Source organism: Thermus tenuipuniceus (genome assembly GCF_002964845.1).
In the GTDB taxonomy this organism is placed as follows: Bacteria; Deinococcota; Deinococci; order Deinococcales; family Thermaceae; genus Thermus; species Thermus tenuipuniceus.
Map to the genome: position 1 here is coordinate 1 of NZ_PRDA01000072.1, position 14190 is coordinate 14190.

Genomic DNA, 14190 nt, shown 5'->3' on the forward strand with positions numbered 1-14190 from the left:
GTGCCCGCGCATTATAATTGTCCCATGCCAGCCCCTCTGCGTGTCCACCTGACCCCTGAGGAAGACGCCCGGTTGCGGGAACTGGAGGGTACTACGGGAGGGTGGAGGAGCTGCGGAGAGCGGTGGAGGGGGCTTTGAGGGAGTTGCAGGAGCGCTTGGAGAAGGGTGTGGGGCAAAGTCTATGCGTGGCCACTTAGGTTGGGTTTTCCTCCCCATTTTCCATCTTACGAAACTCCCCCAGAACCTCCCGCACCTTCTCGTGCACCCAGTAGGCTTTGCGGCCGAAGAGGAGCTCTATGGCCTCGTCCACCTCCTCCACCGCATAGAGGTGGAAGCGGCCCTTTTCCACCGCCGCCACCACCTCCTGGCGCAGGGTGAGGTGGGGAAGGTTGGCCCTGGGGAGCACCACTCCCTGGGTGCCGGTGAGGCCCAAAGCCCGGCAGACCCGGTAAAACCCTTCCACCTTCTCCGCCACCCGGCCCACGGCCAAGACCCGGCCCGTCTGGTCCAGGCTTCCTGTGACCGCCAGGTCCTGCCTTAAGGGAAGCCCTGATATGGCGGAAAGCACCGCCAAAAGCTCCGCAAGCCCTGCGGAATCTCCCTCTATGCCCCCGTAGCTTTGCTCAAAGACCAGGCTTACCGTGGCGGAGAGGGTCCCCACGCTGGCGTAGGTGCCCCGCAGGTAGCCGGCCAGGGTGAGGACCGCTTTGTGGAAGACCTGCCCTCCCAGGCCCACCTCCCGGTCGATGGAGAGGATTCCCTCCCGTCCAGGGCCCGCCTGGGCGGTGATGCGCACGGGACGGCCCGCGGGCACGGGACCTTCCACCACCACCAGGCCGTTCACCTCCCCCACCCGTTCCCCTTGGACCTCGAGGGCCACTACCCCTTCCCTCAGGTCCTGGAGATAGAGCTCCTCCTCTAGACCAAACCGCTCCTCCCGGGCCCGGAGGGCCTCCTCCACCGCTTCCCGGTCCAGGGGGCGTTTCAGGGCCTGGGCCTCTTGCGCCAGGTCCAGAAGGCGGTAGATCCGTGCGTCCAGCCTCTCCCGGTGCCCTGCCCACCGCCGGGCCTCGTCCGCCAAGGCCGCCAGGCCCTCGGGGGTCAGGGCCACCCCCTCTGCCTCCAAAAAGCCCCCCAAGTAGGCTACGTTCTCCTCGGTGTAGGGTATTTCCGGGCTAAACTCCACGCGGAAGGGGAAGAGCTCCAAAAACTCCTCATCCTCCTCCAGGAAGGCGATCACCTCCGGGGGGCCTATCAGGAAGACCTGGGCCTTGAGGGGGGCGGGTTTGAGCCGGGGGCCCTTCACCTCTGGCCTGGGGGCCAGGGGCTCCACCTCCCCCGTGGCCAGGGCCCGCTTCAAAAGGGCGTAGCTCCCCAGCTCCCACACCCGGTGGGCCTCGAGGACCAGCACCCCCCCCGTGGCCCGGTGCAGGGCCCCGGGGCGTAGGAGGCCCAGGTGGGTGGAGAGGGCGCCTTCCCGCACCTCGTACTCCAGGTGGCCGAGGAGGCGCTCTGGGGTGGGGTTGGGTTCGTAGACCAGCCGGGTGCCCCCCTCCACCAGGAGGTGGGGAAGGAGCCTTTCCTGGTCCGGTTCCTCCTCGAGGGCCGCGGCCCTTAGGAGGGTTTCTAGGAGCCAGTCCAGATACCTCCCGGCCTGGGGAAAGCGCTCCTTGAGCTCCTGGGCTTTGGGCAGGAAGAAGCGCTCGGCAAAGCCCCGCCTGAGGGCGGCCACCTCCGCTTGGGCCTTCTGCCTCACGTCCACGTACGCCAGGACGGTTTCCTCCAGCTTGGCGGAAAGCTCCGGGGGCAGGGGGCCTTTTCCGGAGAGCTTGATCCCCTCGTCTTCCTCTAAAAGGGTGAAGCCGTGGCCCTGCGCCTCCTCTGCCAGACCTTTGAGGAGGGCTTCGGCTTCCTTTTCGTAGCGCGCTTCCACCAAGCTTTTGGCGTAGAGGAAGCCTCGCTCCCGGAAAAGAGCAGGGGTGAACTCGGCGAGTAGGGCCTCCACCCCTTCCACCAGGGCCCGGCCCTGCCCCTCGGGAAGAAGGAGGGGAAAGGCCTCTTCCCCCAGGGGAAGGTAGACCAGCTCCTCCTTAGGGAAGGGACGGTCCTTCAGGTAGGCGAGGAGGCGTTTCCGTTTGCCGAGGCCGCTTGGCCCCACCAGATAGCCGTGTCCCCCCTGGCGGAAGGCGGCCTCGAGGGTCTTCAGGGCTCGCTCCTGGCCGAAAAAGGGCGGAGCAGGCTTGGGCCTCGTGGGGGGGGTGAACCAGGCAAGGGCGCTAACCCGCATCGGGCTCACTATACCCGGCCCCACGCCCCGAGGGGCTTAGGGTAAACTAGCGGACAAAGGAGGGATTTCATGGTGAAGGTGGAGGTCCTGGGCATGATCCTGGCAGGGGGGCAGGGAAGCCGCCTCTACCCCCTCACCGCCAAGCGGGCCAAGCCCGCGGTGCCCTTTGGGGCCAAGTATCGGATTATTGATTTTGTCCTGAACAACTTCGTGAACTCGGGCATCTACTCCATCTACGTCCTCACCCAGTTCAAGGCCCAGTCCCTCACCGAGCACATTCAGCGCTACTGGCGCTTCGGGGCTTTCCTGGAGGACCACTTCATCCTCCTGGTACCCGCCCAGATGTACCGCTACGAGGAGCTGGGCCCGGTGTGGTACCGGGGTACCGCCGACGCCATCTACCAGAACCTCCACCTGGTGCACAACCATGCCCCCGAGGCGGTGGCCATCTTCGGTGGGGACCATATCTTCAAGATGAATGTGCGCCACATGGTGGAGTACCACTACGAGAAGCGCGCCGACATCACCATCGCCACCTACCCCGTGCCCGTGGCGGAAGCTTCCCGTTTCGGCGTCCTGCAAGTGGACCCAGAGTGGCGCATCACCGAGTTTCAGGAGAAGCCCAAAGACCCCAAGCCCCTCCCCAACAAGCCCCACCTGGCCCTGGCCTCCATGGGCAACTACATCTTCCGCACCGAGGCCCTCTTTGAGCTCCTGGAGGCCGATGCCAAGGACGAGGCCTCCAGCCACGATTTCGGCAAGGACGTGATTCCCCGGGCCCTCAAGGAGGGCTACCGGGTCTACGCCTACGACTTCCACCGCAACCCCATTCCCGGCCAGGAGGGCCCTAACCTCTACTGGCGGGACGTGGGCACCCTGGACGCCTACTTTGAGGCCAGCATGGATTTGGTGAAGGTGGTTCCCGAGTTCGACCTCTTCAATCCCGAGTGGCCCCTCAGGACCGCCAACCTCTTCAGTCCCCCCGCCAAGTTCGTCCACGAAACGGGGGAGCGGGTGGGGCGGGCGCTGAACAGCCTTCTGGCCGGGGGCGTCATCGTGAGCGGGGGAACGGTGCGGGAATCGGTCCTCTTCCGCCGGGTGCGGGTGAACTCCTACAGCCTGGTGGAGCGCTCCGTTCTCTTTGACGATGTGGAGGTGGGCCGCTACTGCAAGATCCGCAACGCCATCATCGATAAGGACGTGAAGATCCCTCCCCATACCGAGATCGGCTACGACCTCGAGGCCGACCGGGCCCGGGGCTTCACCGTTACCCCGGAAGGGGTGGTGGTGGTGCCCAAGGGGTACCGCTTCTAGCCATGGAGAAGCACCCGGGTAAGCTCTTCTACCGCCTTTCCCGCCTGGCCCAAGGGGAGGAGCTCCCCCTAAAGCGGAAGCCCAAATCCAAGGTTTACGCCAATCCCCTGGAAACGCAGGCCCTGCCTCCCTTCCGGGAGGAGGGGGGGCCGCCTTTGTTCCGGGTTTTTTCCCAGCTCAGGCCCCTTTTACCCGAGGTGGGCTCGGCCCTGACCCTGAAGGATCTCTCGCAGGTCCTCTATCCCCTGGCGGAACGCTCCGGGAGGCGGGGTTTCCCCTCGGCGGGGGGGGCTTATCCCGTGGAAGCCTACCTGGTGGTGCGCCGGGTGGAGGGGGTGTTTCCTGGCGTCTACCATTACTTCCCCAAGGAGCACCAACTTTTCCAGATTGCGGCCAAGGTGGAGGAGGCCTCCTGGTCGGAGGCGCTTTTGGGACTTGGCCTGGAGCAGGCGGCGGCCCTTTTGGTCTTCACCCTGGTTCCGGAAAGGAGCGAGGCCCTTTTCGGCCTCCGGGGATACCGGTATGCCCTCCTCGAGGCGGGCTATGCGGCGGGCTTTGTGCTCCTTGCCGCCATCGGTCAGGGCCTGGCCGCCTACCCGGCCGAAACCTTTTATGATGAGATGGTGGCTCACCTCCTGCGGTTGCCCGAGGGGGAATACCCCGGGGTGGTGGTGATTCTGGGACGTTAAGCGTATTCGGGGAAGGATTTATGGCGCGGATTCTCTTGGTGGAGGACGATCCCCAGGTGGGGGAGCTGGTGAAGCGGTTTTTGGAGAAGGAGGGGCTTGGGGTGGGCTGGGCCCGCACGGGCAAGGAGGCCCTGAAGCAGGCCTGGGAAGGGGTCAAGCCAGATCTGGTGGTCCTGGACCGGGGGCTTCCCGACTTGGAGGGCCTCGAGGTCCTCAAGGCCTTGCGGGACCTGGACCCAATGCTTCCGGTTTTGCTCCTAACCGGTAAGGCGGACGAGGATAGCCGGGTGGAGGGGCTATTAGAGGGGGCGGACGATTATCTGGGCAAGCCCTTCTCCCTCAAAGAGCTTTTGGCCCGCATCAAGGCCCTCCTGCGCCGAAGCGGCAAGGAGGGGAGGCGGTATTTCGGCCCCCTGGAGCTGGACCTGGAGGCCAGGAAGGTCTACCTGGAGGGGGAGCCCCTGAAGCTCTCCCCCACCGAAACCAACCTCCTCTTCGTCCTGGCCCACACCCCGGGAAGGGTGTACACCCGGGAGGAGCTTTTGGCAAGGGTCTGGGGACCTGAGTTTGAGGGCTCGGAGCGGGTGGTGGACGCCTATATCCGCCTTCTCCGCAAAAAGCTCAAGGACAATCCCCAAAGCCCCCGGTTCATTGAAACCGTGGTGGGGATGGGGTACCGCTTCGTGGGCGGGTGATGGAGCGGGTTTTCGTCTACGGAACCCTGAAGCGGGGGGAAAGGAACCACCCCTTGGTGGAAAGACGGGTGGTGAAGGTCCTTCCCGGGTACGTGGAGGGGTATCGCCTCTTCCACCTGGCCGAGGGGCCGGGCCGTCCTTACCCTTATCCCGGCATGGTTCCCGGGGAGGGAAGGGTCTATGGGGAGGTCCTCTTCTTGCCGGAGGAGGCCCTCTCCCTCTTGGACGAGTTGGAGGAGGAGGGGGTGGAGTACCGGCGGGTTAAGGTCCTGGTGGAAACGGAGGAGGGCCCCCTTTCCGCCTGGGCTTACGTCTACCTGGGGGACCTGGAGGGGGCGGTTTGGCTTCCCCAAGGGGTGTGGCCGGCCTAGGCTTCCCCCGGGTCGGGGAGGACGGGAAACCCTTCCCTAAGGGCCGTTTCTGCCAAGCGTGCATCCAGGGTTACAAAGGGAAGGTCCTGGGGCCGGTCTTGGCTGGCCACTCAGGCTGCGGCCAGCTGAAGGGCATCCTCGGTTCGCAAGGGGTGGGAGAAGAGGAGGTGGCGGTATAGTGCAGCCATGAAGGTCCTCATGGTGGCCCCCGAGGCCTATCCCCTGGTGAAGGTGGGGGGGCTCGCCGACGTGGTGGGGGCTCTGCCCAAGGCCTTAGGGCCCCTGGGGGTGGAGGCCTGGGTTCTTCTGCCGTGGCACCGGGGCCTTGCGGCCGAGAGGGTAGGGGAGGTGGCCTATACCTTTGCGGGCCGGGAGGAAAGGGCCCCTTTGGGGGAACGGGTGGAAGGGGGGGTGCGGTTTCTCCTCCTCGGCGTGCCCGGGTTCGACCGGGAGCGGGTCTACGGCTACCCCGACGACCCCGAGCGCTACCTGCGCTTTGCCCTGGCGGCGAGCCAAGTGGCCCGAGGGTTTGACCTGGTCCACGCCCATGACTGGACCGCTGCCCTCCTGCCCCTTACCGCCAGGGTGCCTGCCGTCTACACCATCCACAACCTGGCCCACCAGGGCCTGGTGGACCCCGCCCTCTTCTTCCACTGGACGGGGCTTCCCTGGAGTCTTTTCCACATGGAGGCCCTGGAGTTCTACGGCCAGGTGAACCTGATGAAGGGGGGTATTGTCTTCGCCCGGGCGGTGACCACGGTGAGCCCCTCGTATGCGGAGGAGATCCAGACCCCGGAGTTTGGCATGGGCCTGGATGGGGTCCTGCGCCGGCACGCCGATAAGCTCTTCGGCATCCTGAACGGCCTGGATACGGAGGTCTTTGACCCAGCCAAGGACCCCCACCTTCCCGCCCCCTACTCCCGGGAGGATGTAGGAGGCAAGGCCCTGGCGCAAAAGGCCCTTTGGGAGCGTACGGGGCTTAAGGGGCCCCTCCTCGCCTACGTGGGCCGGCTGGACGGGCAAAAGGGCCTGGACCTTATCCTGAAGGCTGTTCCCCGCTTGAAGGAGCTGGGCTTTTACCTCCTGGTCCAGGGGGTGGGGGACGGGGGCATAGCGCAGGCCCTGAGGCAGGTGGAGGAGGAGAATCCCGGCTTCGTGCGCTTTGTGGAGGCCTACGACGAGGCCTTGGCCCGCCTGGCCTACGCGGGGGCGGATGGTCTTTTGGTGCCCAGCCGCTTTGAACCCTGCGGCCTGGTGCAGATGATCGCCCAGCGCTACGGCACCCCGCCCGTGGCCCGGGCGGTGGGGGGGCTAAAGGACACCATTGAGGACGGCCGCACCGGGGTGCTCTTTGAAACCTACCACCCGGAAGGCCTCCTCTACGGGATCCTGCGCCTCTTCCGCTTGGGGCCCGAGGCCCTGGGTTTAAGGGGCATGGAGAAGGACTTCTCCTGGGCCAAAAGCGCTGAGGCCTACCACCGGGTTTACCGTTTGGCCTTAGGCTAAAGGGGATGGTGAAGGACCTCGAGGCCAAGGCCCTGGCGGGCGATGCGGAGGCCCAGGCCCTGCTCCACTTTCTCCGGCTTCTAAGGCGCAAGGAGTACCAGGAGGCCAGAGCCTATGCGGAGGGTTTCCCCGAGGAACTTAAGGAGAGGCTTTTGGCCGGGCTTAGCCTGCTACAGGAAGCCCCTGAGCGCCTGGAAGATCCCCTGTTCGCTGGGGAGCGGGAGGTGCTCTTGGGGGTAAGGGCCGTGAGGGAGGGGAGAAAGGAGGAGGCCGAGGCCCGTTTTCAAAAGGCCCTTGCCCTGGATCCCCATCACCACCGGGCTCTCAGCAACCTGGGCAACCTTTACCTGGAAAGGGGGGAGCTGGAGGCAGCCTTGGATCTTTACCAGCGGGCTTTGAAACTGGCCCCGGAGGACCCCCTGATCCACGAGAACCTGGCGGCCCTTTATAAGAGAAAGGGCGACCTGGACAGGATGGTAGCCCACATGAAGCAGGCCACCCGCCTCAAGATGCGCCCGCCTGTTTCCCTAGATCCCCTGACGGGAAAGCCCCAGCGCCGTCCGCTTCACCGCCGCGTTCCCCTTTGGGTCTGGGTTTTCCTCCTCACCCTCCTGGCCTACTTTCTCCTGAAGAAGCCTTAGGGCTTGGTCCAAGGCGCCCAGGGAACGCCCTTCCGAAAGGAGGCGCCGCCAAAGCCGCCCCCCAGGCTGCCCCCGAAAGAGGTTCAACATGTGCCTTAGTACCGCCCACGGAGGGGTTCCTTTTTGCACCTCCGCTTCCAGGTAGAGCCGCATGCGCCGGGCCACATCCAACCGGCTCGGCCTATGCGCCAGGCCGAACACTCGCCGGTCCGCCTCCTCCAGTACAAAGGGGTCCTCGTAGACCGCCCGGCCCATCATGACCCCGTCCACCTTCTCCAGGTGGGGAAGGGCTTCCTCCAGGGTTCGCACCCCTCCGTTCAGAATGAAGGTGAGGTGGGGAAAGTCCACCTTTAGCCGGTGGACCCAGTCGTGGCGCAAGGGGGGAACCTCCCGGTTTTTCAGGGGGGAGAGGTTAAGGAGGGCGCTCCGGGCGTGGATGATGAAGGTCCGTACCCCCGTTTCCCCATAGCGTTCCACCCACCGGGCAAGGAGGGGATAGCTTTCCCCCTCTACCCCCAGGCGGAGCTTCACCGTGACGGGGATGGCCACCGCTTCCACCATGGCCCTGAGGATCTCACCCACCCGCAGGGGCTCCAGGAGGAGACAGGCGCCAAACCCTCCCTCTTGGGCCTTCTCCGAGGGGCAACCCAGGTTCAGGTTCACCTCGTCGTACCCCCAGGCCTGGCCTATCCGTGCCGCCTCCGCCAGGCTCTTGGGGTCCGAACCCGCAAGTTGCAGGGCGATGGGGTGCTCCGTTGGGTGAAAGGTGAGAAGCCGTTCGGCTTTTCCCCTGAGCACCGCCTGGTCCACGGTCATCTCCGTGTAGAGGCGCACCTTGCGGCTTATCTGGCGGACCAGGTAGCGAAAGTGCCGGTCCGTCCGGTCCACCATGGGGGCCACGGACAACCGGAAGTCAGGCACCGCTCAAGACCTCCCCTGGGGAAAGGGGCCTGGGCTCCCGGAAGGCGATCTCCTCCCATTCCCCTTCCTCCAACACCTCCAGTCCTGGGTTCTTGGCCTTCAGGAGGGCTACCAGCTCCTGCACCAGGTCCTCGGGGGTACTGGCGGCGGAGGTAACGCCCACGCTTTTGGCCCCCCAAAGCCACTCCTCTTTAAGGTCTTGGGCGGTTTCCAGGCGGTAGGCCCTGCCGGTGAGGCTTTGCGCCAGCTCCAAAAGGCGCATCCCGTTGGAGGAGTGAGGGCTGGTGAGGACCAGGAAGACGTCCACGTGGGGGGCGATGCGCTTCACTGCCTCCTGACGGTTTTGGGTGGCGTAGCAAAGGTCCTTCCTTTTGGGCACCACCAGCTTGGGGAAGCGCCGCTTCAGGATCTCGATGGTGGCCAAGGTGTCGTCCACGCTGAGGGTGGTCTGGGTGAGGACCACCACCCTTTCGGGGTCCGGCACTTCCACCGTGTGAGGGTCGGTCAGTCGGGGATCTTTGCCCACGTGGGTGTGCACCGCCACCAGGATGGTTCTTTCCGGGGCCTCCCCAAAGGTTCCCTTCACCTCTTGGTGGTCGGCGGAATCCCCGATGAGGAGAATCCAGTACCCTTCCTGAGCGTAGCGCCGGGCCTCGGTGTGGACCTTGGTCACCAGGGGGCAGGTGGCGTCTAGAACGTTCAGTCCCATAGCCGCGGCCTGGCGCCGTACCTGGGGCGGATGGCCGTGGGCGGAGAAGACCAGGGTACCCGCGAGCTTCCTTTCCTGGCGCAACCTCTCCACCTCGGCCAGGTCCTCCACGAACCGGACCCCCTTGGCCCTGAGGCGCTCCACCACGGAGCGGTTGTGGACGATCTCGTGGTAGACCACGAGATCTCCTTCCTCCTTTAGCACCTCCGCCCAGCGTTCCACCGCCTCGATGGCCATCACCACCCCGGCGCAGAAGCCTCTGGGCCGGGCCAGGTAGAGGCGTTCAAGCCCCCCATCCATGGGCGCCATTGTACCCGCCGGGGGAAGGGAAGATGGGGTAGGCGCGTACAAAAAGGAAGACCCAGGGGTAGGCCCTGGGCCCTTGCCTTGCCGAAGGCTTACTTGGCCACCACCTTGGCGATAATGGCCTCGATTTCCTTGGCGGAGGCGGTCATGATCTCCGCCACCTCCTTGGGCATCATGGGGGCGAAGGCGGCGGCGTTCATTCGGGAGACGAACACCTTGCCGTCGGAGGTCTGGTAGATGCTCACCCGGCAGGGCATGAAGGCGGAGATAGGGCGGTACTCGTCCTTAGCCAGGATGCGGGCGCTGTAGCGGCCGGAGCAGACGTCAAAGATGAGCACCGGGTGCAGGGTGTACCCCTTTTCCGACAGGACCCCGGCCATGTTGTGGTAGTTGAGGATGCTCCACCCTGCCGCCTTCACCTCGGCCTTGAAGGCCTCCACGGTCTGTGCAAAGGGTTTGGAGCTCTCCGTCACCAGAATCATCTGCATCTGGGGGGTCTGGGGCGTTTGCGTCTGGGGATTCCCCTGCGCCAGGGCTAGACTAAAGGCTACTACCAAGAGAGCAAGAAGCGCACCCTTTGCCTTCACCATAGTTACCTCCTTGGGGTACCTAACCCCAGTAGGGTATACTAGCGAGCCATGCGCCCCGCGTCAAGAGGAAGAGTCTGGAACCCTGGGCTGACCCGTCAAAAGGCCTTCCACCACTTCCCGCGCGAAGGGGGTTTGAGCCCGTGCCAAGGCCTTTTGGGCGATTTCCCGGCTTCTGCCCCCAGGGCGGAAGCCCTCCTGGGCCAGGGCCAGGAGGGCCAAGGCGGTGGCGGGGAAGGGGAGGCCCTCCTTTTCCAGAAGCCCCAGGCCCTCCCCATAGCGGTGGAGAGCTTCCCGGTACGCCCCCCTTAGGAGGGCCTGGCTGCCTTCCTGGAAGGCCCGGGCTACCTTCAAGAGGCCTTCGGCCTCGGCCGGGAGTTCACCTTCCTGGGCGGAGAAGTGGGCCGCCTCGAGGAGCTTCTCCAGGGCCAGGGTTCGTTCCTCCTCGGGCAGGAGGGGGGAGTATTCCCGCTGGAAAAGGGGGGCGAACCAGGAGAGGCGGAGGGGTTTCCGCAGACGAAAGGTTTCCCCTTGGGCTTCCACCCCCTGGTCCAAGGCCTTGAGCAAGGGCACCAGCTTGGGGAAGCGGGCCCGCACCTCCTCCCGTCTGGCTTCTCCCCTTAGGGCCAGGAAAAAGAGGAAAGCCTCTACTCCTTCCACGCCTCCACTTCCTTGTAGTGCACCAAGGCGGCGAAGAGGGGAGAGGACCCCTCGGCCACGGAGAACTTCACCTCCACCAGAACCACGTCCTCGGGAAGTTCCTCCACGAAGCGGTTGAGCCTTTCCTGAAAGATATCGGGATCGTTGGCGGTGATCACCTTGAACCTAACCCCCTGCATGGCCCCATTATGCCCTGCGTTCCACCAGGGCGGTGAGGAGGTTTTGCAAATGGGAGGTGGCCTCCCGTCCGGGGAGGGTGTCCAGGTAGGGAATAAGGGTACCCATCCCCTCCTGGGCCAGCCGCCTGGCCTCCTCCTTGGCCCAGGCCACGGCCCCGGAGGCCAGGAGTCTCTCCCAGAGCCAGCGCACCTCGGCCTCGGGCTTGGCCTCCCGGGGAAGGCTTAGGAGGGCCTCGGCTCGGGCGCGCTCCTCCTTGGGGGCTTCCTGGAGGTAGCGGATCAGGATGAGGGTGCGCTTGCCCTCATAGAGGTCCCCGGCAAGCTCCTTGCCGTAAGCCTGGTCCCCCTCGAGGTTGAGGACATCGTCCATGATCTGGAAGGCTATCCCCAGCTTTAGCCCCGCTTCCTCATAGAGGGCAGGAGGCGTTTTCCCGGAAAGCAGGGCCCCAAGCCTCAAAGGAGCCACGGCGGTATAGTAGGCGGCCTTATGGGCCACCATGCGGAGGTAATCCTCCGGGGCCAGGTCCAAGCGGCCGGAGAGAGTCCAGAGGAGATCTAGGTGTTGCCCGTAGGCAGTGCGGCGCACCACCTCGTAGAACTCTCCCAGGACGGGGGGGGTTAGGACCCCCTCTCGCAAGCCGCGCCACAGGAGGCCCCACATCTCCCCGTGCAGGGCGTCCCCTGCGTTCAGGGCCAGGGGCATAGGGTAAAGGCGGTGCAAAGCTGGGCGGTTTCGGCGCTCCTCAGAGCCGTCCTCAATATCATCGTGGATGAGTACCCAGTTTTGGAAAAGCTCCAATGCGGTTCCCGCCAGCAGGGCCGCTTCCCAGGTGGCTCCGTGGGCCAGCCCTGCGTAGACCGTGAGGAGGCCCCGGAGCATCTTTCCCCCGCGGGCAGGGTAGTCCTGGAGGAGGGCTAGGTACTGGGGGTCCGGGTGGGAGAGGTGGGCGAGAAGGTGGGCGTGAAGAGCTTTCTTCGCTTCGTCGGGCCGGGGGGTCATGCTATACACTTTAGGCCATGCGTGGCTACGCCCTGGGCCTTTTTGCCCTCAACCTTCTCACCCTCCTTTGGGGCACCACCTTTGTGGTGGTCAAGGGGGCGGTGGGGGAGATGGCCCCAAGCCTGTTGGTCTTTCTCCGTTTTCTCCTGGCCAGCCTCTTCTTCCTGCCCTGGGCCTTCCGGCTCCCCAAGGGGGTTTGGGGGCCGGGGATGGAGCTGGCCTTCTGGCTTCTTCTGGGCTATGCCTCCCAGGCGGTGGGCCTCCTGTACACCTCGGCGAGCCGTAGCGCCTTTATTACGGCCCTCAATGTGGTATTGGTGCCCTTGATCCTGGGGCTGGTGGGTCGCAGGCTGGGGGGGGTATGGGTGGCCGCCCTTTTGGCCTTTGTAGGGGTAGGTTTCCTTTCCTACGATCCCCGGCAGCCTCCTCTGAACGTGGGGGACCTTTGGACCCTTCTCACCGCCCTCACCTACGCCCTTTATATCGTGCGCCTCGAGGTCCACGCTAAAGCTTTTCCTTCCTTGCCCCTTACCGCGGTCCAGGTCTTCGGCACCGCCCTACTGGCCCTTCCTTGGGCCCTTTGGGAGGGGGTGAGGTGGGAGGGCATACCCTGGGGAGCCGTCCTCTACCTGGGGGTGGTCGCCACCGCCTTCACCACCTGGCTGCAAACCTGGGGGCAGCGGTACGTGCCCGCTCCTCAGGCGGCCATCCTCTACACCATGGAGCCGGTCTGGGCCACTTTGTTTGCCTTCTTCCTTTTGGGAGAGCGGCTTGGGCTTGCGGGGCTCCTGGGGGCTTTCCTGGTGGTTGCTGCCACTTTGCAGGCTATCCGCCGATCCCCAGCATGACCCGCTTCCTAAGGGTGGGTAGGGTGTTGCCGAAGGCGGGCTTGCGGTTGGTGGCGATCAGGATGGCGTCCACCAGGGCTTCCACGGGCTCTTCCGCGGCAAAGGCCCAGGCGATGTCCATTTCCAGATCGGTGAGGAGGCAGGGCCTTAGCTTTTTGTCGGAGGTGAGGCGAAGCCGGGAGCAGTTGGAGCAGAAAGGCTCAGTCACGGGGTTGATGAAGCCCAGTGTCCCTACCGCCCCCGGGATTTTGAAGACCCGGGCCGGGGAGGTAGGGTCGTGGGGAACGGGTTCCAACGTTCCAAAGACCCCCTCGATGCGCGCCCGCGTTTCCTTTCCGGACACGAAGCGGCGGCGGTACTCCTCGGGGTCGGAGTTGTCCAGGTGCATGTACTCGATGTAGCGCACGTGTAAAGGGCGCTCCAGGGAAAGCCGGGCCAAGGGGACCACCTCCTCCTCGTTCATGCCCCGGATGATCACGGCGTTCAACTTTACCGGGTGAAGGCCCAGTTCCAGGGCAGTCTCTATGGCCTCCAAGACCCGCTCTACCTTCCCGCCCCGGGTGATGCGGGTGAAGACCTCGGGGGTGATGGCGTCCAAGGAGAGGTTCACCCGGTTGAGGCCCGCTTGCACCAGCTCCTTGGCCCGTTTGGCGAAGAGGAGGCCATTGGTGGTGATGGCCACGTCCTCAATCCCCTCCTTGCTCCGGGCCTTTTCGATCATCTGGGGCAGCTCCTTGCGCGCCAGGGGCTCCCCACCCGTGAAGCGCACCGCGGAAAGGCCCAAAAGGGAGGCGGCCTCGAGGAAGTGGTCCACTTCCTCCACCGTGAGGGTCCCTGGGGGTTCAGCCATCTCGAGGCCTAGGGGATGGCAGTAAAGGCAGTGCAGGTTGCACCGGGGGGTGACGGAGATGCGAAGGTCTTTGATAACACGCCCGTAGTTGTCCAGTAGCTTCATGCCCTTTCCCCCTTTGGGCCACCATACTACGCCCTGGGCTAGAGGGCAAGGGATAAAAAAACAAACCCCCAGGCCTATGCCTGGGGGTTTTGTTGGAGCGGGAGACGGGACTTGAACCCGCGACCCCGACCTTGGCAAGGTCGTGCTCTACCAACTGAGCTACTCCCGCGCGCGCCACACGCGGCGCGTAGTAAAAATCCCCCGCACCGACCTACTCTCCCGGGACCCTGCGGTCCCAGTACCATCGGCGCTGGCGCGTTTCACTTCCGTGTTCGGAATGGGAACGGGTGGTTCCACGCCGCTAGGGGCACGGGGGATTCTGGTGTTTTGCTTTTCAAAATTCCACGCCCCCTGGGGAGGCGGGGGATTTGGGCTGGGGTGGACCATCAGGGCAAAAAGGGTCAAGACCTCGGACGATTGGGACCGGTCAGCTCAACGCCTCACGGCGCTTACACCTCCGGCCCATCCACCGGGTCGTCTTCCCGGGTCCTTACCGGCTAAAGCCGTGGGAGGCCTCATCTT

At 64.8% G+C, this 14190-nt stretch carries 15 protein-coding genes, 1 tRNA gene and 2 rRNA genes; 7 read left to right on the forward strand and 11 right to left on the reverse strand.

The features are described from left to right. Positions 1-193: 193 nt before the first annotated feature. Positions 194-2287, reverse strand: a complete 2094-nt coding sequence (locus C2847_RS11715; protein WP_105318513.1) for an AAA family ATPase — start codon at positions 2285-2287, stop codon at positions 194-196. Between the two features lie 69 nt (positions 2288-2356). Between C2847_RS11715 and glgC the strand changes: the two genes are divergently transcribed. The 6 genes from glgC to C2847_RS11750 all read left to right on the forward strand — a co-directional run bounded on the left by glgC (position 2357) and on the right by C2847_RS11750 (position 7503). Next, the gene (gene glgC, locus C2847_RS11720; RefSeq protein ID WP_105318514.1) at positions 2357-3601 is read left to right on the forward strand and encodes a glucose-1-phosphate adenylyltransferase; all 1245 of its coding nucleotides are present in this window, start codon (positions 2357-2359) and stop codon (positions 3599-3601) included. Positions 3602-3603: 2 nt separating this feature from the next. Then, positions 3604-4290, forward strand: coding sequence for a SagB/ThcOx family dehydrogenase (locus tag C2847_RS11725; RefSeq protein WP_105318515.1), 687 nt, complete (start codon positions 3604-3606; stop codon positions 4288-4290). 20 nt (positions 4291-4310) lie between these two features. Beyond that, complete coding sequence (locus C2847_RS11730) at positions 4311-4985, forward strand: response regulator transcription factor (RefSeq protein ID WP_105318516.1); 675 nt, start codon at positions 4311-4313, stop codon at positions 4983-4985. After that, a complete protein-coding gene (locus C2847_RS11735; protein WP_105318517.1) occupies positions 4985-5356 on the forward strand; it encodes a gamma-glutamylcyclotransferase family protein in 372 nt (123 codons plus the stop codon). Before C2847_RS11730 ends, C2847_RS11735 begins: the two co-directional genes overlap by 1 nt. A gap of 186 nt (positions 5357-5542) precedes the next feature. Beyond that, positions 5543-6862, forward strand: coding sequence for a glycogen synthase (locus C2847_RS11745; RefSeq protein WP_105318519.1), 1320 nt, complete (start codon positions 5543-5545; stop codon positions 6860-6862). A gap of 5 nt (positions 6863-6867) precedes the next feature. Continuing rightward, the gene (locus tag C2847_RS11750) at positions 6868-7503 is read left to right on the forward strand and encodes a tetratricopeptide repeat protein (RefSeq protein ID WP_105318520.1); all 636 of its coding nucleotides are present in this window, start codon (positions 6868-6870) and stop codon (positions 7501-7503) included. Here the strand turns inward: C2847_RS11750 and dusA are convergent. The 6 genes from dusA to C2847_RS11780 all read right to left on the reverse strand — a co-directional run bounded on the left by dusA (position 7390) and on the right by C2847_RS11780 (position 11865). Then, entirely contained in the window at positions 7390-8424 is a 1035-nt protein-coding gene (gene dusA / locus C2847_RS11755) for a tRNA dihydrouridine(20/20a) synthase DusA (RefSeq protein ID WP_105318521.1), read from the reverse strand. The genes C2847_RS11750 and dusA overlap by 114 nt on opposite strands. Then, positions 8417-9442: a 4-hydroxy-3-methylbut-2-enyl diphosphate reductase gene (gene ispH, locus C2847_RS11760; protein WP_164835724.1), complete on the reverse strand. Its 1026-nt coding sequence runs from the start codon at positions 9440-9442 to the stop codon at positions 8417-8419. The genes dusA and ispH overlap by 8 nt, the downstream gene beginning before the upstream one ends. An 89-nt stretch (positions 9443-9531) precedes the next feature. Then, entirely contained in the window at positions 9532-10029 is a 498-nt protein-coding gene (locus tag C2847_RS11765; protein WP_105318523.1) for a DUF302 domain-containing protein, read from the reverse strand. 60 nt (positions 10030-10089) lie between these two features. After that, the gene (locus tag C2847_RS11770) at positions 10090-10686 is read right to left on the reverse strand and encodes a hypothetical protein (protein ID WP_105318524.1); all 597 of its coding nucleotides are present in this window, start codon (positions 10684-10686) and stop codon (positions 10090-10092) included. Then, the gene (locus tag C2847_RS11775) at positions 10674-10865 is read right to left on the reverse strand and encodes a hypothetical protein (protein ID WP_015716379.1); all 192 of its coding nucleotides are present in this window, start codon (positions 10863-10865) and stop codon (positions 10674-10676) included. Before C2847_RS11775 ends, C2847_RS11770 begins: the two co-directional genes overlap by 13 nt. Positions 10866-10872: 7 nt before the next feature. Then, positions 10873-11865 (reverse strand): polyprenyl synthetase family protein, encoded by a 993-nt coding sequence (locus C2847_RS11780; RefSeq protein ID WP_105318525.1) that lies wholly within the window; start codon positions 11863-11865, stop codon positions 10873-10875. A gap of 17 nt (positions 11866-11882) precedes the next feature. Between C2847_RS11780 and C2847_RS11785 the strand changes: the two genes are divergently transcribed. Then, positions 11883-12713, forward strand: a complete 831-nt coding sequence (locus C2847_RS11785; RefSeq protein WP_105318526.1) for a DMT family transporter — start codon at positions 11883-11885, stop codon at positions 12711-12713. On the opposite strand, the gene moaA is transcribed toward C2847_RS11785, so the two are convergent. The 4 genes from moaA to C2847_RS11805 all read right to left on the reverse strand — a co-directional run. Beyond that, entirely contained in the window at positions 12691-13668 is a 978-nt protein-coding gene (gene moaA, locus C2847_RS11790) for a GTP 3',8-cyclase MoaA (protein ID WP_105318527.1), read from the reverse strand. The genes C2847_RS11785 and moaA overlap by 23 nt on opposite strands. A gap of 93 nt (positions 13669-13761) precedes the next feature. Continuing rightward, a tRNA-Gly gene (locus tag C2847_RS11795) sits at positions 13762-13837 on the reverse strand. Between the two features lie 29 nt (positions 13838-13866). After that, a 5S ribosomal RNA gene (rrf, locus tag C2847_RS11800) occupies positions 13867-13983 on the reverse strand. An 82-nt stretch (positions 13984-14065) separates the two neighbouring features. After that, positions 14066-14190, reverse strand: a 23S ribosomal RNA gene (locus C2847_RS11805); the annotation flags it as partial.

Bases quoted from the DNA above. Each gene is read 5' to 3' on its own strand.
- C2847_RS11715 (WP_105318513.1), bottom strand. From the start codon at position 2,287: ATGCGGGTTAGCGCCCTTGCCTGGTTCACCCCCCCCACGAGGCCCAAG.
- glgC (WP_105318514.1), top strand. From the start codon at position 2,357: ATGGTGAAGGTGGAGGTCCTGGGCATGATCCTGGCAGGGGGGCAGGGA.
- C2847_RS11725 (WP_105318515.1), top strand. From the start codon at position 3,604: ATGGAGAAGCACCCGGGTAAGCTCTTCTACCGCCTTTCCCGCCTGGCC.
- C2847_RS11730 (WP_105318516.1), top strand. From the start codon at position 4,311: ATGGCGCGGATTCTCTTGGTGGAGGACGATCCCCAGGTGGGGGAGCTG.
- C2847_RS11735 (WP_105318517.1), top strand. From the start codon at position 4,985: ATGGAGCGGGTTTTCGTCTACGGAACCCTGAAGCGGGGGGAAAGGAAC.
- C2847_RS11745 (WP_105318519.1), top strand. From the start codon at position 5,543: ATGAAGGTCCTCATGGTGGCCCCCGAGGCCTATCCCCTGGTGAAGGTG.
- C2847_RS11750 (WP_105318520.1), top strand. From the start codon at position 6,868: ATGGTGAAGGACCTCGAGGCCAAGGCCCTGGCGGGCGATGCGGAGGCC.
- ispH (WP_164835724.1), bottom strand. From the start codon at position 9,442: ATGGCGCCCATGGATGGGGGGCTTGAACGCCTCTACCTGGCCCGGCCC.
- C2847_RS11765 (WP_105318523.1), bottom strand. From the start codon at position 10,029: ATGGTGAAGGCAAAGGGTGCGCTTCTTGCTCTCTTGGTAGTAGCCTTT.
- C2847_RS11775 (WP_015716379.1), bottom strand. From the start codon at position 10,865: ATGCAGGGGGTTAGGTTCAAGGTGATCACCGCCAACGATCCCGATATC.
- C2847_RS11780 (WP_105318525.1), bottom strand. From the start codon at position 11,865: ATGACCCCCCGGCCCGACGAAGCGAAGAAAGCTCTTCACGCCCACCTT.
- C2847_RS11785 (WP_105318526.1), top strand. From the start codon at position 11,883: ATGCGTGGCTACGCCCTGGGCCTTTTTGCCCTCAACCTTCTCACCCTC.
- moaA (WP_105318527.1), bottom strand. From the start codon at position 13,668: ATGAAGCTACTGGACAACTACGGGCGTGTTATCAAAGACCTTCGCATC.